Source organism: Cytobacillus sp. NJ13, assembly GCA_030348385.1.
GTDB lineage: Bacteria > Bacillota > Bacilli > Bacillales > Cytobacillaceae > Cytobacillus.
In genome coordinates this window covers 3,835,551-3,861,954 of sequence record JAUCFP010000006.1, presented here as the reverse complement: position 1 = coordinate 3,861,954, position 26,404 = coordinate 3,835,551, and the positions used below count along the sequence as shown (strand labels likewise).

The 26,404-nt window shown below is 44.9% G+C and carries 21 protein-coding genes; 2 read left to right on the top strand and 19 right to left on the bottom strand.

Annotated elements, in window-relative coordinates; genetic code table 11:
• Positions 1-12: 12 nt before the first annotated feature.
• Both QUF73_19270 and QUF73_19265 read right to left on the bottom strand, forming a co-directional pair.
• Positions 13-1,209 carry an iron-containing alcohol dehydrogenase gene (locus tag QUF73_19270; protein ID MDM5228269.1) on the bottom strand — a complete coding sequence of 399 codons (1,197 nt, stop codon included), beginning with the start codon at positions 1,207-1,209 and terminating at the stop codon, positions 13-15.
• A gap of 152 nt (positions 1,210-1,361) precedes the next feature.
• Positions 1,362-3,155, bottom strand: a complete 1,794-nt coding sequence (locus QUF73_19265) for a sigma 54-interacting transcriptional regulator (protein MDM5228268.1) — start codon at positions 3,153-3,155, stop codon at positions 1,362-1,364.
• Positions 3,156-3,540: 385 nt separating this feature from the next.
• Here QUF73_19265 and QUF73_19260 point away from each other — a divergent pair, with 385 nt between their 5' ends.
• Positions 3,541-5,508, top strand: a complete 1,968-nt coding sequence (locus tag QUF73_19260; protein MDM5228267.1) for a M6 family metalloprotease domain-containing protein — start codon at positions 3,541-3,543, stop codon at positions 5,506-5,508.
• A gap of 48 nt (positions 5,509-5,556) precedes the next feature.
• On the opposite strand, the gene QUF73_19255 is transcribed toward QUF73_19260, so the two are convergent.
• From QUF73_19255 to QUF73_19185, 15 genes are all read right to left on the bottom strand, one after another.
• Complete coding sequence (locus tag QUF73_19255; GenBank protein MDM5228266.1) at positions 5,557-5,685, bottom strand: hypothetical protein; 129 nt, start codon at positions 5,683-5,685, stop codon at positions 5,557-5,559.
• Between the two features lie 91 nt (positions 5,686-5,776).
• Complete coding sequence (locus QUF73_19250; protein MDM5228265.1) at positions 5,777-7,087, bottom strand: GntP family permease; 1,311 nt, start codon at positions 7,085-7,087, stop codon at positions 5,777-5,779.
• 38 nt (positions 7,088-7,125) lie between these two features.
• Positions 7,126-8,130, bottom strand: coding sequence for a LacI family DNA-binding transcriptional regulator (locus tag QUF73_19245; protein MDM5228264.1), 1,005 nt, complete (start codon positions 8,128-8,130; stop codon positions 7,126-7,128).
• 51 nt (positions 8,131-8,181) lie between these two features.
• Positions 8,182-9,465, bottom strand: coding sequence for a histidinol dehydrogenase (gene hisD / locus QUF73_19240; protein MDM5228263.1), 1,284 nt, complete (start codon positions 9,463-9,465; stop codon positions 8,182-8,184).
• A 54-nt stretch (positions 9,466-9,519) separates the two neighbouring features.
• Positions 9,520-10,281: an SDR family NAD(P)-dependent oxidoreductase gene (locus QUF73_19235; GenBank protein MDM5228262.1), complete on the bottom strand. Its 762-nt coding sequence runs from the start codon at positions 10,279-10,281 to the stop codon at positions 9,520-9,522.
• A gap of 18 nt (positions 10,282-10,299) precedes the next feature.
• Complete coding sequence (locus tag QUF73_19230) at positions 10,300-11,235, bottom strand: 3-hydroxyacyl-CoA dehydrogenase family protein (GenBank protein ID MDM5228261.1); 936 nt, start codon at positions 11,233-11,235, stop codon at positions 10,300-10,302.
• 266 nt (positions 11,236-11,501) lie between these two features.
• Positions 11,502-12,569: a M42 family metallopeptidase gene (locus QUF73_19225; protein MDM5228260.1), complete on the bottom strand. Its 1,068-nt coding sequence runs from the start codon at positions 12,567-12,569 to the stop codon at positions 11,502-11,504.
• A 70-nt stretch (positions 12,570-12,639) separates the two neighbouring features.
• Positions 12,640-14,256 (bottom strand): ABC transporter substrate-binding protein, encoded by a 1,617-nt coding sequence (locus tag QUF73_19220; GenBank protein ID MDM5228259.1) that lies wholly within the window; start codon positions 14,254-14,256, stop codon positions 12,640-12,642.
• A gap of 380 nt (positions 14,257-14,636) precedes the next feature.
• Positions 14,637-15,902 carry a cytosine deaminase gene (locus QUF73_19215; GenBank protein MDM5228258.1) on the bottom strand — a complete coding sequence of 422 codons (1,266 nt, stop codon included), beginning with the start codon at positions 15,900-15,902 and terminating at the stop codon, positions 14,637-14,639.
• Positions 15,892-17,160: a cytosine permease gene (gene codB / locus QUF73_19210; GenBank protein ID MDM5228257.1), complete on the bottom strand. Its 1,269-nt coding sequence runs from the start codon at positions 17,158-17,160 to the stop codon at positions 15,892-15,894. The genes QUF73_19215 and codB overlap by 11 nt, the downstream gene beginning before the upstream one ends.
• Positions 17,161-17,565: 405 nt before the next feature.
• A complete protein-coding gene (locus QUF73_19205; GenBank protein ID MDM5228256.1) occupies positions 17,566-18,993 on the bottom strand; it encodes an amidase in 1,428 nt (475 codons plus the stop codon).
• 102 nt (positions 18,994-19,095) lie between these two features.
• A complete protein-coding gene (locus tag QUF73_19200) occupies positions 19,096-19,809 on the bottom strand; it encodes a small-conductance mechanosensitive channel (GenBank protein ID MDM5228255.1) in 714 nt (237 codons plus the stop codon).
• Between the two features lie 15 nt (positions 19,810-19,824).
• Positions 19,825-20,532 (bottom strand): DUF5058 family protein, encoded by a 708-nt coding sequence (locus QUF73_19195; GenBank protein ID MDM5228254.1) that lies wholly within the window; start codon positions 20,530-20,532, stop codon positions 19,825-19,827.
• 20 nt (positions 20,533-20,552) lie between these two features.
• Positions 20,553-21,767 (bottom strand): M20 family metallopeptidase, encoded by a 1,215-nt coding sequence (locus QUF73_19190; GenBank protein MDM5228253.1) that lies wholly within the window; start codon positions 21,765-21,767, stop codon positions 20,553-20,555.
• 81 nt (positions 21,768-21,848) lie between these two features.
• Positions 21,849-23,105, bottom strand: a complete 1,257-nt coding sequence (locus QUF73_19185; GenBank protein MDM5228252.1) for a Zn-dependent hydrolase — start codon at positions 23,103-23,105, stop codon at positions 21,849-21,851.
• 232 nt (positions 23,106-23,337) lie between these two features.
• Here QUF73_19185 and QUF73_19180 point away from each other — a divergent pair, with 232 nt between their 5' ends.
• A complete protein-coding gene (locus QUF73_19180) occupies positions 23,338-24,726 on the top strand; it encodes a sigma 54-interacting transcriptional regulator (protein ID MDM5228251.1) in 1,389 nt (462 codons plus the stop codon).
• A gap of 126 nt (positions 24,727-24,852) precedes the next feature.
• On the opposite strand, the gene QUF73_19175 is transcribed toward QUF73_19180, so the two are convergent.
• Both QUF73_19175 and QUF73_19170 read right to left on the bottom strand, forming a co-directional pair.
• Positions 24,853-25,209, bottom strand: coding sequence for an STAS/SEC14 domain-containing protein (locus QUF73_19175; GenBank protein MDM5228250.1), 357 nt, complete (start codon positions 25,207-25,209; stop codon positions 24,853-24,855).
• Between the two features lie 100 nt (positions 25,210-25,309).
• Positions 25,310-26,200 (bottom strand): acyl-ACP desaturase, encoded by an 891-nt coding sequence (locus QUF73_19170; GenBank protein ID MDM5228249.1) that lies wholly within the window; start codon positions 26,198-26,200, stop codon positions 25,310-25,312.
• Between the last annotated feature and the right edge of the window lie 204 nt (positions 26,201-26,404).

Genomic DNA, 26,404 nt, shown 5'->3' with positions numbered 1-26,404 from the left:
ATGTCCCCCCTGTTATACTTTCTCTGTTTCAGAGGAAAACTGATATTCATAGCAAACATGGTATAACTCTTCCAGCTCGCTCTGAGTCGGGACTCTTGGATTGTTGCCAGGGCTGCCGCTGTCTATCGCATCTGTTGCCATTTTTCCTACCGCAGCCTTAAAAGCTTCTTCGTCAATTCCCCATCCTCTTAAATTAGGAATATTTAATTTCAAACACAAATTCTTAACAGATTGAACAGCGATTTCAGCTGCTTTTTCTCTGGTAAGGCTTTCATTTTCAGGCTGAAAAATTCTTCCGATATCTGCCAGGCGATCCACACATGCTTCCTGGCTGAATTCCAATACGGCCGGCAAAAGCATGGCATTCGAGATTCCATGCGGCACATGGAATAAAGCTCCAATCGGACGGCTCATTCCGTGCACTAGACATACGGATGCATTAGAAAACGCCATACCCGCCTGGAGAGATCCAAGGCTCATTGCCTCACGGGCATCGATATTTTGCCCCTCGTTGTAAGCGGTTAAAATATTTTCCACAATTAATCTCATAGCCGATATAGCCATCGTATCGGTCATCGGATGTGCTTTTTTGGACAGATAGGCTTCAATGGCATGGCTTAATGCATCCACCCCTGTTGCAGATGTAACATTCTTCGGTGAAGATATCGTGAGCAAAGGATCTACAATCGCCACACTCGGCATGAAGGCAGGCTGCTTGATCATCATTTTTACATCATTGGATGAGTTCGTGATGACTGTTACATCTGTTGCCTCAGAGCCTGTCCCAGCTGTTGTCGGAATGGCAATGTGAGGTACAGGCGCATTCTGGGCCAGTTTCTTTCCCCCCATATAATCGCCGATATAGCCGCCATTCGCTGCGAGAACGGCGATGGCTTTCGCCGTATCAATACAGCTGCCGCCCCCTACTGAGATGACGAGGTCACATTGTTCTTCCTGAAAAAGCGCCAATGCTTCTGCCACATACTCATCAGTTGGTTCAGATGCTACCCCAAGGTATACCTCGCTTTTTACTCCGGCTTCCTGAAGAAAGGTTCTGCATTCGCTTACATAACCAAGCTGATCCATTATTTTGTCACTGATTATTAATGCTTTTTTCCCTCTAAGCGCCGCTTCAGCCCCAACTTTTTCGGAAGATCCCCTTCCATAAAAGATCGCTTCCGGCACCCGGAAAACTGCTGGTTTCTCCATTGAACATTCCACCCCTTTTGTTCTGTTACTTCTATACTTGCAAGGAGCGTGCCAACTATGAAACCCGGTAAAAATCAGTGTCTCATGTCCGCAAAAGCGTAGCCACTACACTACAGCTGTAGATTTTTTGTAGCGAAATCACTACACTGCATTCATGTTATTCCATGTTTTTTAAGCTTTTGGTAGAGGGTTGTCCGATGAATCCCAAGTAAATCAGCTGCCTTCGATTTATTCCCGCCCGCCTTTCTTAAGGCATCAAGAATCAATTCCGCTTCTCTTTGGTTTCCCAGAAACCTGGCTTCTTCTATAGATCCGGCAGCTAATGAGGGTTCTTTCCCTTCTTTCATAAAAGGTTCAGTCCTTTTTAACATCTCCGGCAAATGATGATTGTCAATGACCTTCCCATCCACCAGCGTTACCAGCTGCTCCACCGTATTGACCATCTCGCGAATATTCCCCCTCCATGGATGCTGTACAAATGCATTCACCGCTTCAGAAGTGAATATTTTTCCGGGTACCTGATACCTCTCACAAATCTCTTTCAGATAATGGACCAGCAGGATGGGGATATCCTTTTTCCGTTCGCGCAGCGGCGGGATGTGAAGCTGGATAATGTTCAGCCGGTAGTATAGATCCTCCCGGAATTCCCCGTTTTCGATCATTTGCATAAGGTCACGGTTCGTCGCAGCGATCACTCTGACATTGATCTGATACTTCTTCACACTGCCGACTCGTTCGGCTTCTTTTTCCTGCAGAACCCGCAGCAGCTTGGTCTGCATGACAAGAGGCATCTCCCCGATTTCATCGAGAAAAATAGTACCGTTGTCTGCAAGCTCAAATTTCCCAGGCTTGCCGCCTTTTTTCGCACCAGTAAATGCTCCTTCTTCATAGCCAAACAGCTCGGATTCGAATAAATGCTCCGGAATCGCCCCGCAGTTAACGCTAATGAAAGGGCCAGTCGAAAAAGGGCTGAGGTGGTGGATGCTCTTTGCGAACATCTCTTTTCCCGTCCCGCTTTCACCCGTAATCAGAACAGTAGCCGCTGTCCTTGCCGCCTTCCGTGCCAGCCGCTTTACATCCGTGATCCCCTCACTTGTCCCAATGATCTGATCAAGCGTAATCCGGCTATCGCTTTCCTTTTTCTTCGTGAAAAGATCCGGCTTAGCATTTTGATTTTCCTGCAGCTTTTCATAGATTTTATATACTTCGGTTACTCCCTCAAAAATCAGCATTCCAATGGCCCCGGCAATCCTGCCTTCCTTCCAGAGCGGAATCCGGTGCACTACCATGTCATGTCCCTGGATGTTCTGAAGAACTCCGCGTTCGGCAATTCCGGTCTTTACCGTCTCATGAAGATGGGTGTTATCAATTACCTCTGTCACATGCCTGCCAATCGCATCCTCCCGTTTAATCCCGGTAAAACGGCTGTACGCTTCATTGAATTCCTGCAGGATGCCGTTTTCATCAACAACCGCTATCCCCTCATAGGCACTTTCCAAAATGGCGCCCAGGGCACCATTAGCATTATGCTGCTGTCTCAGCTTATGCATGTATTTGGAGAGCCCGTCAAGGATATCCCGGGTTGTTAGGATGCCAAGCAATGTGCCATCTTCACCTATGACAGGAAGCTGATCATATGGAAGCGACAAAATATCAAGGATGGAATCGTCTGGCCGGACAACAGCCAGATTTGATTTGGGAATACTGCCAATTAAGTCGTCGCCTGAGTTGCCCTGGGCAAAATAGTTAAGCAGCTTTCTTGATGTAATCATACCGACTAACCCATTCGTCTCATCCAGTACAGGCAGGCTTTCCAGGTGAAGATTCACCATCTTTTTTGAAGCTTCTGCCAATGTTTGCCCGGGCTGAATACAAAAAGGGCTGGGTGTCATCCAGTTTTTTACGTGAAATTGTTCGTCATTCTGTAAAGACATAGATTCAGGCATTTCAAAGCCTCCGTCAGTCGTAATTTTCTAAATTATAACACTATTTCATTGCAGTAAGTTGGATTGCCACTTGAGAATGTAATATGCGAGATTTATCAGTCATTCGGGTATTTAGATTGGGCTTAAATTTTGATTCTATCAGCCAAAATGAATATTTAACGTCATTCAGATACTTATCTCTCAACTAGAATCATAGGCGATCATCCAATGGGGAGAACTTAAGCAGGGTGAAAACGAAAAAGTTTATTCTAATCAGGAGGTACAGACAGATCCTACTACCTATGACTTCTATATCATTTTTGAATATTTTAAATATTTTATATTTTTATACCCGAAATTTAATTGTATAATTTACCAGAATACTAGATTTAGGGAGGCGAAAGAGTTGAGGCAATTAAAGAAATCTTTTGTTTTGCTAGTAACTTTATTTATGATAACCGTTTCTTCTGCTGCATACGCAGAAAAGCCAGGTCTTGAAGACTTCCCAGAACCTGAAGATAGGGAATCATGGGTTCTGCCCGAGGATATGACTTGGGAAGATTACCGTCCCATTCCCGGCATCAATTGGAACAGCACCGATATTGAGCCGGAAAGAGTGCTGAAGGGAGCACTTGTCATTGTCGACTTTCCGGACCGGGAATTTATTTTAAGCCAGCCAGAGGGATCTGAAATAGCAGGGAACCCAATTGGTACCGGCAGCATTCCCCGTGATGAAATCGGCCAATTTTGGGTGGACTTTCTGAATAAGCCGCAGCCTCTGAATAACTATCGGACGATTAATGAATATTGGAGAGAAAATTCATACGGAAAATGGGCAGTGGAGCTGGATTCCTTTGGCACCTACCGTATGGATTTCAATGAATTTCAGTATGGTTTAAATGAATTCGGACAGCAGGGAAATATGCCGGGTGAATACGCTGGAAAAAATTTAAGAGCAGAAGCCACTGCTAAAGCACAAGCTGACATCGATGCTTCCGGCAAAGAGTACGACTTTACCTTTATCCTCCATGCCGGCTATGACGAATCAGGTGTCTGGCAGGAATTTGGAGAAATGATGTTCCAGACGGCAGAGGATGTATCAAAAGAATTCGGCCCTCCATTCGAAGGGTTCCCTAATTCCGCTAATACACGCTATGTACCATGGACTTCCTGGCTTGCAGCAAAAAGCATCTGGTCCAGCGCAAGCCGTGGTGTCTCAATCCAAGGTGAAAATGATGGAATGGGCACGTTCGCTCATGAGTTTGGACATATTATGAACCTCGGAGATAATTACAATAACCCTTACGGAAAGCCTGTTTCCCGCTCCTATTCCGGACCATGGGAATTAATGAGCCGCGGGAGCTTCAATGGGCCTGCGGGACCGCATACAAGATGGATGGTACTTCCTACCCTGGGTGGATCTGCACCATCACACCATATGCTCCGCAACAAAATCAAACAAGGGTTTTTATCTGAAGACCAGTACCTGAACATCAGCCGCGAAGACTTGGCTGAATCTGGACCTGTGTTTGCTGATATCCTGGCACGGGCCGTTCCGGCTGGAGAAGAATTTGGCCGCAGCGGGCTTCACGGCATAAACATCAGCATGGAGGACTTAACGCCAAAGAACTCTCTGGAAGATGATTGGCGTGCAGATATGCAGCGCGGGGAAAAGTGGTACAACAACTATACGGTAGAAGTTGTAGATCGTGTAGGGTTCGACTCCTTTACTCCTGATTCCGGTGTCCTTCTTGCCAAAACAAAAAATACAGAAGCAGCACCAAACATTTGGGTCATCGACTCTCATTCAGAAGATATTAACCAGGTCGATTTTAAGCGTCCAGATGGCACAGAAGCCATGTACTCAAAAGGGGATTACCGGCAGCTTTCCGATTCCCTTTTCAAAGCAGGTACAGCAGAGGGCGTTGTGAGCGAATATAAGGACGAGCACAACCGGCTTCATTTCTATATTTTAAAAAAGAAACTGGATGACGAAGGTGCACTCTCTTACCGGGTAGCTGTCAGAAATATGGATGGTTCCAGTTCCTTCACCCGAGGAGTTGCAGCCCAGAAAGGCAAGACCGAGTTTGCCGCTCCCGGCAAGGTCGCAGCCTATTACTTCAAGGTAACCAATACAGGTGAATCTGCAGATCTCTTCCGCCTTAATGCTAAAACAGATGCTGGATGGGAGCTAATGCTTGAGAATAACGTGATTGAGGTACAAGCTGGGGAAACGGTGGAAGTTCCGGTCTACGTAAAAATTCCAAATACCAAGCCGGTACCGACCAACCTTACATTTACCACTGCATCTGAAACAGATTCGGCCAAATCAGCAACTGCCATTCGAAGAATTGGGCCTGGGGCTGGAAAATAAAGATGAAGGGAGACCCGGATATTATGGTGTCTCCCTTTTATTACGCGCTTACTGAACCCCTATCAGCACAGCCGCAACTAATGCTAGTGCACCAATCATCAGCCACCCTATGATAAGCTTCCAAATAAATTTTACCCATCGCTCATATGGCATATCCACAACAGCTAAGTAACTCATCGGTGCTGCAGCAAAGACTATGGCAGTTCCAAATATTTCTTTTTAAAAAAGACAGAGAGCCTAAACCCCTCTGTCTTTCTGCTAAAGCCATTTAGAAAATCGAGAATAAAATGACCGCTAATATAACACCCAGTATTGGCACAATGACTGTTAATGCACCAAATGCCGGATAGGCATCCTTATGGGATTCACCGCAGATTGCACGGATGGTTGTCACAACGTAACCGCCATGCGGCAAGGAATCAATCGATCCGGATGATATCGCCACAACACGATGAAGTTCACTTGCATTGACACCCATATCCAGATAGTGCGGGGCAAGCAGCGGCAGTGCGATGGATTGACCACCTGAAGCAGATCCAGTCAGACCTGCAATGACAGCAACAGCCAGAGCCCCGCCGATTAAAGGGCTTCCCGGAATGCTGGTCATAGCATCTACCGCGCTGGCGAAGGCAGGTGTTGCTTTAGCCACTCCGCCAAAGCCGACAACTGCGGATGTATTGGCAATGGCAATCAAGGCGCCGATCGTTCCTTCCGATACCGCCCCCCATACATTTGTAAAATACTTGCGGTTAAGAAAATAGGTGGCAAAACAGCCGCTCAATAAGGCAATGATTAAGGCTGATTGTGCCAATGAATCATGGAAAATAAACGAAATCACAAGGACGACCAAGAGCGGCACCATACTTAACATGGGGCTTGGCAAGTTTTCACGGATCAAAGCAGAATCCGTTTCTCTTGCCTCAAATTTTTCTCCATTGCGGATCGCCTTGTTAATCATTTTCTTCAGCCACCAGTATCCAAATGCCATCATAAAGACAGCAACAATGAAGCTGACTTCCCAGGCAGCGTACGGGGAAGTTCCCAGAAATTCAATCGGAATCCAGTTTTGGATTTCCGGTGAACCTGCCGACGTCATGGTAAATGTAGTCGAACCGAAGGCGAGAGCTGCCGGTATGAACCTTCTTGGCAGATTGGCTTCCTTAAATAGGCTCAATGCCATTGGATAGACGGAGAAGGCAACAACAAACAGACTTACACCGCCATAGGTTAAGACCGCACAGGCAATGACAACAGCTAACGCTGCCCGTTTCATGCCAATCTTTCCGATAATCCATTTGGAAACACTGTCTGCAGCTCCGCTGTCCTCCATTAGTTTTCCAAAAATGGCACCGAATAAGAACATCAAATACCAGGATGTAATAAACCCGGCAAATCCGTTCATATAGTTGGTTAGAAAATTGACCTCACCCTCCCCAGCGAGCTGAGGAAAAATCGGCAATCCGCTGAATATTGCAACAATAAATGCTGCAAGAGGGGCAGCAAGCAGCAGGTTCATCCCTCTCATCGTCAAATAGATGAGAAGCCCAATCCCCCCAAACAATCCAATCATACTTAGCATAAGATCCTCCTATCCCGAAAACCCCTGCCTTCTCTCCATCACCTTCTGTCCGCTACTGAACCTCTTTCCACCAAATGCCCTTCTATTCTTTGGATTTCGGGGGCGTCCGTGTCCCCATTAATGTGCTCCAAAATAAGGTTAATCGAATAATCGACCATTTCATCAACCGGCTGATGCCAGGTGGTTAATTCATAGGATGACCAATCTGACATAGCCACATTGTCAAAGCCTATGACAGAAATATCCTCAGGGATTCTGAAACCCTGTTTTTTCAGATAATCCATTGCGCCAAAAGCGGATATATCATTTGCACAGAAGATGGCATCTATCTTTTTATCCTGTTCCAGCAGCTTTTCTGCTGCTGCAAATCCTCCTTCATACGAATAAAGGCCGTTTTCGGTTAAAAAGGAAGAGATGCCGTGTTCAGCCAAAGCTTCCTGGAACCCATTCTTCCGATCAACTGTTGTTGATGTATTCATCGGTCCGGAGATAAAGGCGGGATTTTCATGTCCTTTTTCTATCAAGTAGTGCCCTATCCTTTTGCCGGCAGCAAAGTTATCGCACACAACAGCACTGCTTAAGGAATCGTTCACATATCGGTTAAACAGGACGACCGAGATGCCATTGCGGGTAAACTTCTGTACAGTTGAAGAGGTCAAAAGCGCATCTGTGATGATGGCTCCCTCCACGCTGTACTCAATTAAATGGCTCACTTCATCCTCTTGGATTTCGTTATTCTGGGAGTTGATAAACATTACCTTGTACCCTTTTTCAGCCAGCCTGCTGTAAAACTTATCGAGAATTTCGGGATAAAAAGGGTTCTGGATATTCCGCATGACAATGCCAATGATGCGGGACTGATTTGTGATTAGACCCCGTGCTATTGCATTCGGCTGATATCCCAGCTGTTCAGCAGCCTCCAGAATAAGCTTTTTCTTTTTTGAAGAGATACTTGAATTTTCACTAAAAGCCCTGGACACGCTCGATTGCGAAACGCCTGCCAGCCGAGCGACATCCATGGCTGTCACTTTTTTATTTTTCAACGCATGTTCCTCCTGCCTGAATCTAGACAGAGAAATTATAACAGATTTTGCTTACTTCACGAGGCTGCTGTAGCGCTTCACACGAAGGTCAGCTTGTGCCTGGTGTCCTTTAAAGCCTTCAAGGTCACATAGACGGGATGCATATTCACCGATTTTTGCACTTGCTTCAGGGGTTGTTCTCTGGTATGTGCACGTTTTCAGGAACTTGCCAACCCATAGTCCGCCAGTGTAGCGAGCTGCCTTTTTGGTTGGAAGCGTATGGTTTGTGCCAATGACTTTATCCCCGTAAGCAACGTTCGTTTCCGGCCCAAGGAAAAGCGCACCATAGTTTGTCATGTTTTCAAGGAAGTAGTTTGGATCCTCAGTTAAAACCTCCACGTGCTCATAAGCCAATTTATCCGCTTCCACTACGGCTTCTTCCAGGCTGTCTACAAGAATGATAGAACCGTAATCTTTCCATGCCGCGCCTGCAACATCTGCTGTCGGAAGAGTCTCAAGCTGGCGTTCAATTTCTGCCACTGTTTCGTTCGCCAGTTTCTCTGAAGTTGTAATGAGGCATGCCGGAGAGTTAGGTCCATGCTCAGCCTGGCCTAAAAGGTCTGTTGCGACCATCTCTGCATCAGCTGTTTCGTCCGCAATGACAAGAACCTCAGTTGGGCCGGCAAACAGGTCGATTCCGACTCTTCCGTATAATTGGCGCTTCGCTTCCGCCACAAACGCATTTCCTGGTCCAACGAGCATATCAACCGGCTCGATGGTTTCTGTTCCGATTGCCATTGCACCCATAGCCTGGATTCCGCCAAGAAGGTAAATCTCGTCAGCGCCTGCAAGATGCATTGCGGCTACGGTTGCGGAAGGAATTTCCCCTTTAATCGGAGGTGTGCATGCAATCACACGCTTAACGCCTGCCACTTTCGCCGTCAAAACACTCATGTGGGAGGAAGCAACCATCGGGTAGCGTCCGCCGGGAATATAGCATCCTACGCTGTTTACCGGAATGTTTTTATGGCCAAGGAAAACGCCAGGCAATGTTTCCACTTCAATATCCTGTAATGCTGCTTTCTGATGCTCTGCGAAATTGCGGATTTGCTCCTGAGCAAATTTGATGTCATTAATCGTTTGTTCAGGTACAGATGCCACAATCTCCTGAATTTGCTCATCACTTAATCTGAATTGTTCCGGTGACCACTTATCAAACTGCTCAGAAAGCTTCCGGACCTCCGCATCTCCGTTTTCTTCGATATTTTTAAGAACTGCACTTACCGCTTCCCTTACTTTTACATCTGCTTCCTGTACCTCTTGATCATTTTTGCCCTGTTTTAAGAAAGTTGCCATTTAATATCACTCCATGTTTTTATTTTTGAATACGTATGCAAAATTCGGTAAAAATTAAATGGCTGTCCATCCGCCATCTACTTTTATCGTATCGCCTGTAATAAACTTTGATAGATTGGAAGAAAGGAATAGGGTGGCAGCGGAAACATCCTCGGCATCCGCAAGCTTTCCAAGCGGAATCCTGCTGTAGACTTCCTTTTCAAATTCCTTGTCTTCGAACATTTTTGAAGTCAGCTCCGTTTCAATAAAGGTCGGAGCGACTGCGTTCACATTAATCCCATGGGAGGCCCACTCCACCGCAAGCGCTTTCGTCAGCTGCACCATGCCGCCCTTGCTGGCACAATATGCCGCCCGTTTGAAATAGCCGACAAAGGCCATTTGGGAAGCAATATTGACAATCTTGCCGGATTGATTCGGGATCATATATTCGGCTGCTTTCTGGCTGCAGAAGAAGGCTGCCTTCAAATTGGTGTCAAGCGTCAGGTCCCAATCCTCTTCTGTCACTTCCATAGCAGGCTTGGCCCGGTTAATTCCCGCGTTATTGATCAGTACATCAAAAGAGCCCATATAATCAACGGCCGCTTCTGTCATTCTATGAATCTCTGAAACTTTATTTAAATCAGCGGAAACATAAAAACTGTTAGGATTCATTTTTCTCAGTTCTTCGGTTGTTTGCTGCAGAGCCTCTTCATTTCTCCCCACGATCACAACCTTCGCTCCGTTCTCTGCAAAGGAAAGGGCGATATCCCTTCCGATCCCTTTGCTTCCGCCCGTCACGATCACCGATTTATTCTCCAGGTCAGGAAAGTTCTTCATGCCATTCCTCCATCAGCTTTATTGGATTGCTAAATCCTTCTTTAAAAAGCGAATCAGCTCAGCTTCCCTCTTCTGGTTGTACTGTTTGGAAAAAGCTTCATCCCACTTGTAGTAGCCTTCACCCGATTTATCGCCGAGCTTCTGTTCCTCTACAAGCTTCTTTAAAATCGGCAGGGAGCCCTCAGCACTGGATAAATGCTGGAACAGATAGTCAGAGATGGCCGAGAAGACATCCAGTCCGCCCATATCGGCTGTCATCAATGGGCCTGAAACCGGCAGCCTGCGCCCAATGCCGTAAGTAACTGCATCATCAATATCTTCTTTGCTCGCGATGCCTTCCTCCAGAAGATACTGGGCTTCGCGGAAGAGGGCATATTGAAGGCGATTTCCGACAAAACCGGGAATCTCTTTTTTCACTTCAATCGGCTTTTTCTTCATTTGCCTTAAAAGCTGAAACGACCTTTCTACTGCCTCATCGCCAGTTCTCTCACCCCGTACGACCTCTACGAGAGGAATCAGATGAGCCGGATTCCAGAAGTGTGTCACCACTGTCCGTTCCGGATATGCTGTCTCAGAAGCAATCTCCGTTGGACTGAGGCCGGAAGTATTGCTGGCCAGAATGACATCGGGAGCACAAAGAGCGTCAAGACGCTTAAATAAGTCAATCTTTAATTGAATGTTTTCCGGTACAGCTTCAATTACAAAAGTAGCATCCGTGACCGCTTCTTCAACAGATACGGTCATTTTAATATTTTCCTGAATTTGGGCAGCCTCCGAATCGGATAAAATACCGTTATCGAGCATAACCTCAAGCTTTTTCAGCATATTGGTCCAGCCCTGTTCCAGGTCGGCTTCACTGATGCCCTGCATCTTTACATTTAATCCGGCCCAGGCCGCATTAAGCGCAATAGAATGGCCCATCGTGCCGCACCCAAGTACAGCTATTCTCTCCAATTGCTCACCAACTTTCTGAAATTTCTACTTTTTGAATACGTATTCAAATATACTATGTAAGCGCTATAATTTCAAGTTAAAATACTAAATTATGAAATTATTTAGTATTTTCCTCATCCGAGAATGCAGTGTTTGCGAGGGTTTTCCCTGGTTCAATCAAATGTTTGATTGATTTTACTTTGCCAAAGCAAAAAAACCCGGCAGTAATGTTCACTGCCAGGCCGCTAATGCCGGTTTTTTCTTCTGAAAGAACCTGCCTTAAACGATTAAGTATCTAAAAACGTCTTTCCCTTCAGCTGATCCAATGTCACAGCAAAGTCGTGCAGCAGTTTGTAGGAGTTCTCCATATCATCCAGGTCGACTACTTCAATAGGTGTATGAGTATAGCGGGACGGGATCGAGATAACACCTGTTGTGACGCCTTTATTTGTCATATGTATGGCTCCAGCATCTGTTCCGATTCCCATGAAGACTTCATACTGATATGGAATATTCCCTTCTGCGGCCACTTTTTCGAGGTGCTGAGTGACAAGCGGATGGGCAATCAGTGATTTATCAGCGATTTTGATGCACGGGCCGCTGCCAAGGATTCTCGTGCCTGTCATCAGGACATCAAATGTGTCGCTGGCTGGCGTTGTATCAAGGGCCAGCGCAAAGTCAGGATCTACGGCAGCAGATACAACGGAAGCACCTCTCAAGCCAACTTCCTCTTGAACAGTAAAAGACCCGTAGATGTCGCCATGCTGTGCCCCATTTCCTCCGATGTTTTGAAGTAAGCGGATCAATAATGCACAGCCTGCCCGGTCGTCCAAAGCTTTGCCAATAACGCGGTTATTTCCTATTTTTTTGAACTCTGTGCCATAGCTGATGGGCTGTCCAACTTTGATTCCCATTTCCATAGCTTCTTCTGCTGTACGGGCTCCGATATCAATATAAAGATCACGGTGGCTGGATATGCGCTTTGGATCATCCCATTTCACATAGTGGGCTGAAATGGTTCCAATCACTCCGTCCACAGTGCCTTTTTCAGAACGGACCTTAACTGGCAATGATAAAAGAATACGGTCATCGAATCCGCCTAATTTTTCAAATCGAATTAACCCATTGTCTTCAATCTTTTTTACAATAAACCCAATTTCATCGGTGTGAGCTGCAATGACTAAAGAAGGAAAATCCGGATTATTCCCTTTCTTTTTCACAATCAGGTTCCCTACTGAATCAACGTGATATTCATCTACATAATCCTTCACTTCATTTAAGATAAATCTTTGAACATCCTGTTCAAAACCGCTGGGCCCCACAATATCACACAGGCCTTTTAATAATTCATACAAAATGTAACCCTCCTTTAAAATAAAAAGAATCCCCCCGCATCTGCAGGGGCATCCGGAAATGAAATTGTCCTTAATTCGTCAGGTAAACCTTAGTAAAATCATCATCTTCCATTGGGTGTGCAGTGAATCCCTGGACATAGCCCGCCATTGCAATTGGCGGTGTTGTATGAGCAAGAGTCACCCACGGGGCATCCTTGTGGAAAATTTCCTGAGCCTGCTCGTAAAGCTTTGCACGTTCGTCCTGATCAAATGTTACACGAGCATCCTGCAATAGCTTCGTAAATTCTTCGTTTTCATAGAACGCACGGTTGCTGGCAGGTTTATCAGTATTGGTTGCACTCAGGTTCGGAAATAGGAAGTTATCCGGATCGGCCATAACGCCTGTCCAGCCATATAATCCCATTGGATGTTCCCCGTTTCCTGACTTTTGAAGATACGTCGCCCATTCATAGGTAACGATTTCCGCTTCAATGCCGATTTTCTTCAGGTCAGCCTGAATGGCTTCCGCCACTTTCATCGGCTGCGGCATATATGGTCTCGGGTTGCTCATTGCCCAAATCTGGGTTTTGAATCCATCTGGATAACCTGCTTCTGCCAATAGCTTTTTCGCTTCTTCCACATTGAACTTGTAGTCTTCAATGCTGTCATTATAGCCCCAAAGCACTGATGGGAATGGATTTTTCGCTACCTCTGCATAGCCATTATAGAAAGCATCTACAATGGCTTGTTTATCAATAGCCATATTTACTGCCTGACGTACTTTTACATCATCGAAAGGTGCCATTTGTGTATTGAGAACCATGTAGCCAATGTTAAAGCTTGGGCGCTTTACAAGACTAAGCTGTGAATCGGCTTCAATGGTTGTCGCATCGTCAGGGTTTAAGCCATCGATGATATCCACTTCACCAGCTTGAAGTGCAGTCAGGCGTGAAGAGTTGTCAGGGATAACTCTGAATATCAGCTCATCAAGATATGGCCCATCTCCTGCATACTTTTCATTTTTTTTCAGTACAATTTTGTCATTATGCTTCCAGCTTTCAAATACGAAAGGACCTGTTCCTACTGGATTTTCATAGAACTTGTCGCCATGCTTTTCAATCGCTGCCGGACTGGCAATTCCAAACATAGGAATAGCTAAGTAGCTGATAAACGGAGCTGTCTTTTCAGTTAATTTAAACTCAACTGTTGATTCATCCACTGCTTTTACATACTCGATTTTATGGTTTGGATCGCCTTTAAAGCCCCCATATAAGAACGGATAGTATGGAAAATCCCCTTTATGGTAGGGGTTTTCGGGATCCATCCATCGGTCGAAGTTAAACACGACTGCATCTGCATTAAAATCCGTTCCATCCTGGAACTTAATGCCCTTTTTAAGGGTAATGGTCCAGGTCAGTCCATCATCAGATACTTTGTGAGATTCCGCTAAGCCTGGCTGGACTTCAAGATTTTCATCATAAACAAACAAGGTTTCAAAGATATTGCTTGTAACACGAATAGATTCTCCATCCGTAACATTGATTGGGTCCAGCCCAATAGCGTCAGCACCCCGAGCATAAATTAATGAACCTCCCTCTTTTGGTTCACTGCTGTTGCCTGATGCTTCTTCACTGCTGCCGGAACATGCTGAAAGCAGCAATGAAAGAATCAGTAAAATGCTTAAAACTAATGAAGACTTGCCTTTCATCGGTATTTTCCCCCTTGTGTTTTTTATGTAAGCGGAGATGCAAGAGTGCAGTCCGCTATTTCCCTTAGTAAAAAAATTACTGACTAGATTTTATTTTTAGATTTTTCATATTTTTTAATAAAAATTAGTATATCTTAGATTAGCGAAATATTCTACTATATTTTTAGAGTCGAAATTTTTATTATTGGCATTTATTCTATTCAGGTTCTTCAACATATATTTTGTAAACGTTTACATAACTTTTCGATTTTTTATAATAGTTTTATTTATCGTTTATTAGTTAAATAAAACTATCATTTGGAAACTAATAAATATATGGTTAGTGTCCTTGCAGCATAAAAAAAGACTGCCTCAGTCAGCCTGAGCCAGTCTTTTATCTATCATTTATGAAAGTTCACATTCTCTTTTGCCTCACCAAACATCACAGATGTCTGGCTGGGTTTCGTTTCAGCAATTACTTTTCCATTTCTTATGGAATACCTGACAGCCGCCTGACGCCTGATCGCTTCATACTCATTTTCCGCATCAAGAATGATCAGGTTGGCCGGTTTCCCAGCTTCAATTCCGTATTTCTCTTCAATATTTAATGTCTTAGCACTATTATTTGTAATCAGGTCAAAAGAGTTAACAATTTGCTCATAGCCCATCAGCTGTGACACATGGATGCCCATGTGGAGCACCTGCAGCATATTGCCGGTGCCAAGCGGATACCATGGATCAAAGATGTCGTCATGGCCGAAGCTTACATTTAGCCCTGCTTCGAGCAATTCTTTTACTCTTGTAATCCCTCTGCGCTTCGGGTACGTATCAAAGCGCCCCTGCAGATGGATATTTACGAGCGGGTTGGCGACAAAATTAATGTTTGATAGCTTTAGCAGTCTGAACAGCTTGTAGGTATAAGCATCATTATACGAGCCCATTGCCGTTGTATGGCTGGCTGTTACCCGGCTGCCCAATCCGCGTTCATAGGCTTCCGCAGCCACAACTTCCACAAAGCGCGACTGTTCATCATCGATTTCATCGCAATGGATATCAACAAGGCGGTCATATTTTTCTGCAAGATCAAAGGCCGTTTTCATTGAAGCAACGCCATACTCCCTTGTGAACTCGAAATGAGGAATGCCTCCTACCACATCAGCCCCCATTTTCAGCGCTTCCTCCATGAGCTCGGCGCCGCTTGGATAAGAATTGATTCCCTCCTGCGGGAAGGCTACAAGCTGGATGTCCACATAGTCAGCCATTTCTTCTTTTACTTCTAAAAGTGCTTTTAATGCAGTCAGACTTGGATCTGTTACATCCACATGGGTGCGGACATGCTGGATTCCCTGCGCAATCTGCCATTTTAGTGCCGTTTTGGCCCTTGTTTTTACATCTTCATGTGTCAGGGTTTCTTTTCTTTGTGCCCATCTTTGGATGCCTTCAAATAATGTTCCGCTCTGATTCCATTCCGGCTCTCCGGCTGTTAGGGTAGTATCCAGGTGAATATGAGGCTCGATAAATGGTGCCGAAACCAGGGATCCTGCAGCATCAAGAATTTTCTGGCCCGCTTCCGCTTCCCCTTGTGATAAGCTATGAATCTTTCCGTCTTTTATCGCTATATTCCAAAAGCCTTCCCGACCTCTTAGTTTTGCATTTTTAATAATCACTTCCTAATTCCCCTTCCCTGACTGTTTCCTTACTTTGTAAAGCAGCAGCCAATTTTGATACCAGGACAAATGTTACGGCTGATCCTAACAGCGAGTTGATTGGCGGGATTCCCGGCACAAAATTTGCCGCAGCCACGCCGGCTGCCCAGGCTAGGATTGCGATCCAGTTAACAGCCTTAAAATTCATATCTGCAAACTTCTTATACTCTCCGCGATTCACGATAAAGTAATCTGCTAAGATGATAGCCCCGATGGATGGCAGTGTCGATCCCAGAATCGTCAGGAATCCGACAAAGTTGTTGTACAGCCACATGGCCGCAATCGTTCCGATAATCCCGTTGAAGATGACAACCTTTCCTTTTCGGATCTTTAAAATGCTCGCAAACCCTAAGCCTGATGCATATAAAGCGTTATCGTTTGTTGTCCAGATATTTAAACCAAGAACCAGAATTGCCGGGAAAATCAGCTTTTGGATGAACATGACTTCTGAAATATCCGATTGCCCTGTTGCGATTGCACCGATTGCACCAAAGAGGAACATGATAGAGTTTCCGATGAAGAAGGCGATGACTGTTGATACTACTGCAGAACGCTTTGTATTTGAGAATCGCGTGAAGTCCGGAGTCAGCGTACCTGCACTGATAAACGAGCCTACGCAAATCGTTAAAGCCGCTGCCAGACTAATGGCCTCTGTTGGCTGATATTGCATAAGCCCTTCCAGGCCGCCTGCTGTTTCTGTCGCTTTAAAAACGGAGAAGCTTCCCAGAATAGTGATTAAAGGTACAGCTATGAAACTCAAGATGGCCAGAGCCTTCATGCCGAAGAAGGCTGTGCCTGTCATCAGCAGACCTGCTGCTGCAATCAGGAGATACGCATCAATTCCTGTTACTTTCTGAACCGGCAGCGCAAACATCGCTACCCCAACGCCAAACCACCCAACCTGAGTCGCAGCCAGCAAGAAGGAAGAGAGGTAAGATCCTTTTTCACCGAATGCATAGCGGGTAAGCAGGTGTGTTGATAAGCCAGTTTTTGCGGCGATATAAGCAAGGGCTCCTGTATAAGCCCCTAAAATCAAGTTGCCTGCCAGAACGATTCCTATAAATTGAATGAACGTTAATCCTGTTCCAAGCGTTCCGCCTGACCACATGCTGGCTGAGAAGAAGGTTAGGCCGAGCATCACCACAAGCATTTTCCAGAAACCATTGCGATGCCCTTGAGGTACCGCTTCTAACGAAAAATCCAAATCTACTTTTTTCATACCAATTCCTCCAATCGAGTTTTGAAACTGGTACCGAAGGATCTTCGATAGTAAGTGCATGGAAAAAGAAAAAGGCTTCTCGCCGTTTTCCGACAAGAAGCCTTTTTCCTGCATGAAGAACCCCAGGGCAGGCTGCACCTCACCCCTTGGTATCATACTTCCGCTGTCCTTGTCAGCCTCACGGGACTGAATTAAAGGTACCAGTATTTAATTGGTTATTATTATTTCAGAAATATAGGGACCTGTCAACCCTGTGATTCAGGGTTTTTCGTCTTCAGAGGGCTCTTATCGACAATTTCACAGCTAATTTCCCAGGAAAAGATTTATTTCTACACTGGCAAATGGCAGGTTTCGACCGCTGGAAATAAACAGAGCAGCTCCCCATGAGGAAGCAGCTCCGACTCTTTATATCGTCTGTTCAATAGCAATCTTCGGTCGCCTTTTTCCGTACCCTGTAGCCCGTTCAAAGGCCCGCCCGATTCTTAGGACCTCAAAGTCAGCTCTGTGCGGTCCGACAATTTGCAGGCCAATCGGGATGCCTTCTGCAGTAAATCCGCTCGGGATGGAGACAGATGGGTTACCTGCTGCGGAAATGTAATAGCAGGACCTCATCCAGTCAATATAATTCTCCATTTTTACGCCATCGATTTCTGTTGGATATTCAATATTCACATCAAATGCTGTAACCTGGCTCACTGGGAGCATCAGCGAATCATATTGCTTAAAAAATTCACTCATACGGTTATATAAAAGCGCCCGGAGCCGCTCGGCACGTCCTAAATCCGGACCGCTCAGGCTTCTGCCCTTTTCAATGTTCCAGATGACACTCGGTTTAATCATTTCACTGTATCGCTCAAAGATTTCAGAATAAGATAGCTCGAACTCCCATGCTCGAAGCACTTGGAAAACTTCATCTGCTTCCGTTAAATCCGGGCATGCTTCTTCCACTATGCACCCAAGATCCTCAAAGACTTTTACCTGTTCTTCAAGGTTGCTTCTCACCTCCGGCTCGACTGGAAGAAGACCTCCAAAATCAGCAGAATACGCGATGCGCAAACCCTTAATATCAAGCTGAACCGGCTCCAGGAACCTGGATCCTGGCTCTTCAATGGAAAGCGGGGACTGGCCATCAGGTCCGGCAATCACAGACAGCATAAAAAAGGCGTCATCTACATTCCGTGTTATTGGCCCCTGCACAGCCAGAGGCGAATAGAGCGCTGTTCTTGAAAGTGGGATACGCCCAGGGGAAGTTCTCAGCCCAACCACATTGTTAAAGCTGGCAGGGTTCCGCAGCGATCCGCCCATATCGCTTCCATCCGCAAAAGGGATCATTCCGCTTGCCACTGCAGCAGCTGCTCCCCCGCTGCTTCCGCCCGCTGATTTGCTTAGATCATATGGGTTTCTGGTAGCGCCAAACAGCTTATTGAAGGTATGAGACCCTGCAGCAAATTCAGGAACGTTTGTTTTTCCAATCACTATCGCGCCTGCCTTCCTCAGTCTTTCAACAATCAGATCATCCGCACTTGGATAATTGTCCCGGTAGATTAGGGATCCGCTTGTTGCCGGAAAGCCAACAGCATTGTGAGTATCCTTAATCGCGATGGGCAGTCCATGGAAAGGGCCGGCCGGCTTTCCTGCATCCAGCATTTTATCCGCCTTGTCTGCTTCCTTTAGCGCCAATTCCTCATTAAGAGACACGATTGCATTTACCTTTGGATTTACTCGCTGAATTTGTGACAGGTGTGCTTCCATCACTTCCCGGACGGATAATTCCCGGTCCTGTATCGCCTTGGCAAGATTGCGTGCAGAATCAAAACAAATATCTTTTCCCATTTCATACCGCTCCTCACTTTTATATTTTGACTCAAAAAAATCCCCTTCAATTTTTCATCTAAGCTGAAGGGGAATAAAGTCTGCTAAAGATGCTATGAAGACTTACTCGGATGCGCCGCCTTTTGATTTTTCAATAAATAAAACGACCGCAATTGTAATGGCTACACAAAGAACGATTTTGATCAAGCTGAAAATCGGCGCAAACAGCACAGCCATACCGATTACGAAAGCAACCAATCCATACAGAGGCTTTTTAAGGGCAAATTGCCCTAGAACCCCTCCGTAAATTGCAGGCAGAATAAATTGAAGGGCATTTTGGATGGATTGCGGGATGATAGTCAGGATAAACGAACCGCTTAACACAACCGCGATGATAATGACAATGTTTGTTAAGGAAGCGACAGCAATTCCCAGCGTGCCTGCAACCTCTGCTTTTTTTGTACCGGGCTCTGCTCCAATTGACTCCTGAGCGGCAGCTGAACACGGAAGGCACATATTGGCGATATTACCGGTCAAAAACGCAATATAGGTTCCGGATTTTCCAAGCACCGGATAATAAGTAATGGGCTCAAGAAACCACATGATCCCGATAAAGGCTGCATATCCGACCAATCCCCCTGCAATGGCTCCCCAGCCTGGATGGTAGCCCAGTATGAATGAAAAATAGATCGGCGGCACAAATGACATTACAATCAGCATCCAAAGAGTGGTTTGCCCCCAAAAATCTGACTTGCCATGGAATCCCTGCATGCTCATGGTTGTTTGTCTTACTTCAATTTTTGCTTCCGTCACTCCAGCTTTCGTCGGTACTGACATAATACATCCCCTTTCTTAAATAAGTGTTGTCAGATAGCTGATAGTCAATGCGATGACAAGTGAAATGCCCAGCGCCCATTCCTGCAGCCAGCGGATTTCCCGTTTTTTGGCAAATGTAAGAATAACCATCATCGATACGCCTGCAGCTATGGCAGCAACCGTCTCACTATAACCCTTCACCATTTGCTGACTGGCAAGGTAAGCAAATGCTCCGAGCATTGCAGCTGTCGACACAATGGTCATCATTTTGGCATTTTTGCTGACAATTTTCTTTTCCACTTTCCCCAGTGATTTTGTCGCAAGAGCAGTAAAAAACAGCCAGCCTGTCCCCCCAAGGCACATGGTCCAAACAACAGTCGTAAATGCCTTCAAACCAAAATCAGGGGAATTCAGCTCTACACCATATGCATTAGCCCCAATACCAGCTGCGGTCAATTCAGTTGCAGCTGAGCCTATGATTCCTATCCTCATCAATGTGAACGGACCGCCAAGGACGGCAATAAGGGAGATAATGACCACTGCAATTCCGAAAGAAGGTCCTAAACTGCTGATAAAGCCTGTTCTCAAAGCCCTTTTTGTTTCATCCTTTGTCATACCAATGTTTGGGGCTGTCTGGGAAGCGATCCGGATGAAAATCAGAGCCTGAAAAATAACGATAGCTACAACTATGCTGGCAAAAATCCATACCGGAGTGCTATTGGCAAACCTTAAAACCTCATCCATATCTATGACCTCCTATTTTTTTAATTAGACTGAACTTTAGCAGGCTTGCGTTCAGCAGCGCCTTCATCAGACAGATAATCGAACACTGCGGAAATAAACACTTTCCCAATATCAATCATGGAACGTTCATCCACATCAAAGCGCGGATGGTGATGCGGAAATTCCTCAATTCCTTCTGAATTTCCCCCAACAAAGAAGAAGGTTCCGGGAACCTTTTGCAGATAATATGCAAAATCCTCCATTCCCATTTGCGCCGGCATGTGAATGACATTTTCTTCACCTACAATCTTTCCGGCCAGCCTTTCAATCCTTTTTGTTTCATCGGGATGATTTTTTACAGCCGGATAGCCTCTGACATATTCATACTTTGCGGTTGCCCCTACAGCTTTACAGGTTGAGTGGGCAATTTCCCCTATCAAGCTTTCAATCATGCTGCGGACATCTTCATCAAACGTACGGACTGTTCCGGTAATTCTGGCTTTGTCTGGAATGACATTAAATCCGGTACCGCTGTTAAAAGCAGCTACAGACACGACTGCTGTTTTCACAGGATCCACCTTCCTTGCCACAACCTGCTGAAGATTTGATATGAGCTGGCTTCCTGCTGCAATTGGATCAACGGTCAAATGCGGCGTCGCAGCATGTCCTCCCTTTCCAAATATATTAATCTCAAAGGTATCTCCTGCTGCCATGGCATCGCCTTCTCTTACGCCGATCGTGCCTGTCCGATTCGTGGACCAGACATGGGCGCCATAGATGACGTCTGCGCCATCAAGACATCCATCTTCAATCATTGACTTCGCCCCGCCTGGAATCACTTCTTCAGCAAATTGATGAATAAACAGGACATTTCCTTCCAGCTGATCCTTCACTTCGGATAATGTTTTGGCCACGCCCAGGAGGGCCGCGGTATGAACATCATGTCCGCAAGCATGCATAACCCCCGGAATTCGGGATTTGTATTCCACTTCATTTTCTTCCTGAATCGGAAGAGCATCAAAATCCGCACGCAATGCAACCGTCTTCCCAGGCTTACCGCCCTTCAATAATCCTGTTACCCCTCTGCCGCCAACGTTCCTTTTCACTTCCAATCCCAAATTTTCAAGAAAGCATGCCACTTTCTCAGGAGTATTCACCTCATGATGGGAAAGCTCCGGATACATGTGAAGATCCCTTCTAAAACTCACCATCTCCGGATAAATCTCCTGTAATCTTTCAAATAGCTTTTCTGTCATTTTCTTCATCTCCTTTAAAATATTTAATATTACAAATTATCTGTAAAATGAAAAATGTAAAAAGAGAGAAAAGCAGGTATTCTAGATCTTCTGCTTTTCCGTTTTTTGGCATGCCAGCTTTCTCACGACATTCAGCAATAAATCACAGCCTGCCTTAATGTCTTTTTCACTTGTATACTCCTCAGGGCAATGGCTTTTTCCTCCCTTGCTCGGGATAAAAATCATACCTATATCAGTCAGTCCACTTAACATTGCTGTATCATGTACGGCACCGCTATTAACCTTTAGATAATCAAATCCCTGCTCGATTGCCGTTTTCTCAATCTTTTCAATAAGCTTGGATGAAAGCTTAACGGTTTTGGATTCGCCAACCAACCCGATCGTGCTTTTTAACGAGTGCTCATCAGACACCTCTTTTATCTTTTGAGCAAGCTTGCCGGAAACAATCTCAACTCCCCTGGCTTCAACATCTCTGATGTCTACATAGAATTCGACTTTTTGAGGAATCACGTTTGGAATATTTGGCCTGCACTCTAATTTCCCGACTGTCGCTACTGTTGTTGGCAATGCATCATATTTAGCTGTTTTTCGAACTTGGGAGATGATTTCAGCTGCACCAGCCATTGGATCTGATCGTAAATCCATTGGAGTGGTCCCTGCATGATTCGAATCTCCCTCAATTGTCACCTTATACGTTCTCATACCGGCAATAGCCTGGACGATTCCAATTGATTTTTGCTGGCTTTCGAGTATCTGCCCCTGTTCGATATGCAGCTCAATCATGGCGTCTATTTCCCCTCTTTGGAGAATATCTCTTTCTGCTTGATCAATTTCAAGTCCAAAATCTTTAGCTGTTTCGTAAACAGATTTTCCCTCTGAATTCTTGATTGTCTTTAATTCTTCCAAATTATATTTTCCGGCAAACACTTTACTGCCAAGCATGGTTATACCAAAATTGGAGCCCTCTTCTTCTGCGAAGCTTACCAATTCAATTGGCTGCTGCAATTCTGCCTTCTCTTCTTTTAATACTCTTATAATTTCCAGTGCAGCTAATACACCTGTTAACCCGTCATATTTCCCTCCATTTTTCACAGTATCGTGATGGGAACCAATCATAATGGAAGGCCTATTCAGTTCTTTTCCGTATGTAGCCCTAATATTTCCGATGGCATCAACCTTTATGTCCATCTCCAGCTCCTCCATGCGGGCAAAAAGATATTCTCTGACTCTTCGATCCTCTTTACTGTACGAGAATCTCGTACAGCCTTTGCCCGGCGTACTGGTAAAGCCTGCTATGTTTTCAAAATCGTTCATCAGCCGGCTGAGATTGATCTCCAACCAAACTCCCCCTTTCTATTAAAATATTTTTTACCCTGGCATTGCTCATGATGTCAATGGTATAATTTTTAGAAAATTAAAAATGGTTATTTATATTATATTGCAAGAATCGTGCCAACTTTACACCATTGATTATCTCTGTATTTATAGGTTCTGTCTTATTATTTTCGATGGAAAAAGTCATCAAAGGCTGATGAATTTAGTCATCAACCAGAAAGAAGCGGGGGTTTTTATGAAGAGCAATCAGCTGGAAACATATAAGCAAGCCTTTGAAGATTTAAATTTTATACTGGACATCACCCATAGCGCAATCACCATCACAAATGGAGAAGGGGTATTTACGAGACTCAGCAAATCCTGTGAAAGAATTTTTGGAGTGCCGGAATCTGAACTCATTGGAAAAAACGCCTTTTCACTTGAAAAACAAGGGTTTTTCAGCACATCGGTTACCTGTGAAGTGATCCGCAAGCAAAGAAGGGTCACGATCATACAGAAAACAGCTGCCAATAAAACAGTCCTGGTAACCGGCACTCCCTTCTTTAATAAGGACAAAAAAATCGAAAAGATTATCAATATATCTAAAGACATCACAGAAACCAATAAGCTGGCATCGGACCTAAAAAGGCTTCAGGCAGAACATGAGTGGCTGAAACAGGAATTAATGAAGCGTACCCGGATGGAGCGCGGCAAGGTTGCCTCTGAGAGCCCGGGCATGAAAAGTATCATTGAGCTTGTTCATCATATCGCCAATATGGACGCAACCGTTTTGTTATTGGGAGAAACCGGTGTCGGCAAGGGGTATATGGCTAATATGATTCACTCTGTCAGCAATCGCAAGGACCGGCCCTTTATTTCCATCAATTGCGGGGCCATACCTAAAAACCTGCTCGAATCAGAGCTTTTCGGTTATGAAAAGGGGGCGTTCACAGGTGCACTAAAGGATGGAAAAAAAGGGCTGTTTGAATCTGCCGGCAGCGGCACCATTTTCCTGGATGAAATCGGGGACATGCCTGTGAGCCTGCAGGTGAAGCTTCTGCATGTTCTGGATGACCGTACTGTAAGAAGAATCGGGGGATCGGCATCCTTTAAAGTAGACTGCAGAATCATTGCAGCCACCAATAAGGATATTAAAGAGCTGGTGAGGACCGGCCAATTCCGCGAGGACCTCTTTTACAGGCTGAACGTTGTGCCCATTACGATCCCTTCGTTAAGAGAGCGTAAGGAAGACCTGCTTTTCCTCGCCAATATGTTCATTGACAGCATGAATAATAAATATAAGATGAAGAAGACCTTTTCCGAAGAAGCCATCAGGGCGCTATATGATTACAACTACCCCGGGAATATAAGAGAACTGCAAAATATGATTGAAAGACTGGTCATTAACACACTGGGGGATACGATCGAAGCCGAAAAAATCCGGGAAATGACCGAAGCCTCAAGTCCCATCACCCAAAGCGAAGAAATCACCCCCCTGAAAGAAGCCGTGGAGCAATTAGAAAGGAACATGCTATTAACCGCTTTCCAAAAGTATAAAACCACCAGAAGAGTGGCCGAAGCCTTAAAGATTGACCAATCGACGGTTGTAAAAAAGGCCAAGAAACTGAAAGTGCATGAACGATAGAGTCTCGGGCACTAATTGTCTTTGGATGCACACAAAAGGCCGGCTAACTGGAAACCGGCCCTTTTGACATTTCCTTATTCCATTTCCGGATTGCAAAGGGAATCCATCAAATGTATGGATAACTCCTCACTCTTTAATCCAAGTCCAAGCTTCCTCAAGCTGATGGCCTTCAAAGTATTCAACTTTAATGCCAGGCAGGTAGTTTGTAAGCTTGGATACAGTTCCTATCCAGTCTTTATCACTGACAACAGCAAATTTATTAAACTGTTTCCACCTTTTTATATCAAATTCCATTCCTTCCGTGGCACCTTGGAAAGTGGTCCCGTCTACATCAGTCATAATGGCCAGAATATTGAACTTCTGGTCATCTTTAAAATTTTCTCTGACGTATTGATCCAGTTTTTCTGCATCTTCCTTGGTTGCATTCCCATTGAAAGCGAGAGCAATTGTAGAGGGAGAGCGAGATTCAATAAATTGAAGCATTCGATATACCTCCATTGATCTTTTTTTTAATAAATTCCCTCTTGTTGTTTATATAAAACCAGAAAAAAGAACCAGCAAAGGTCTCCCCCTGCTGATTCTTTTATTTCTTGCTGTAAAACCGATCCCGAACTCTTTTCAAGCGAGCATGATAGTTTAGGATATCAAGTCTTGCTTTCTCTGCTTCCGGTGCAATCGGCCTCAGCTTTTCTATTTCCCAATATTCTATAATGACATCCAGAACCTGGTCAAAATATTCAAGCGGGCCATAATTGGCCTCTTTTGCGATGATAGCCATCCGATCTTCAAAGTCCGGCATGACAGCACCTGGCATTTTAAAGTTCATGATGACGTTCCCAAGGTAGTAGCAATAATTAGGTTCTAATTGCAGATGATATTTAATAACGTCCCTGTAAAAAGTATAATGCAGGGTCTCATCTTTAGCCAAACGCCTCAGCAGGCTGGATAAATCCTTATCATGAGGCCCTGCCACCTTCGCCACATTATAGTAAAACACCATGGTGGCCAGCTCCTGCATGGATGTATAAACCATCGTTTCAAATGGCGTATGAAAATCAGGATTCCAGCCATTTTCCACTGTTTGCTTATGAAGCTGGTGAAGCCTGCCCGGATGGACATTACGCGTAATTAATAGATAGGTTTCAAGAAGATTGGAGTGCTGATCCTCTTCCGCTGTCCAGGTATGCACAAATTCCTTAATGACGCTTAATGAACCTTTAAATGTCTGGTCCAAATAAGAGGTGAACCATGGAAGATTCACTTCTGTTAATAGCGCTGTCTCCACAGCCGTAATGACGGACTCCGGAAGTGTCACCTGGCTCTCATCCCAGGGAACACGGCGGAAATCCTGCGCTTTATCCCATGGGAGAAATTCGTGATAACCCCAGTCTATTTTTTCAGCACGTTTTTTATGCTCTTCATACAATTCCCTTACCTTAGGCTCCAGTCGAAAATCGAGATGATTTGTTAACAAGTTTAGACCTCCATTACAAATGGTTTGCTATTCCAGTATTTAGAACTAACTATTATGACCTAGTAATAAGTTAACTATATCACATAAGCCCTCTAACTAACTAATTAAAAGTCGAATTTTCAGGAAATTAGGACTTTAAACACTCTTTTTTGAATATTTCTCCAAATTTTAGACATCAGTCTACCAGCTGTTGATAGTATTAGT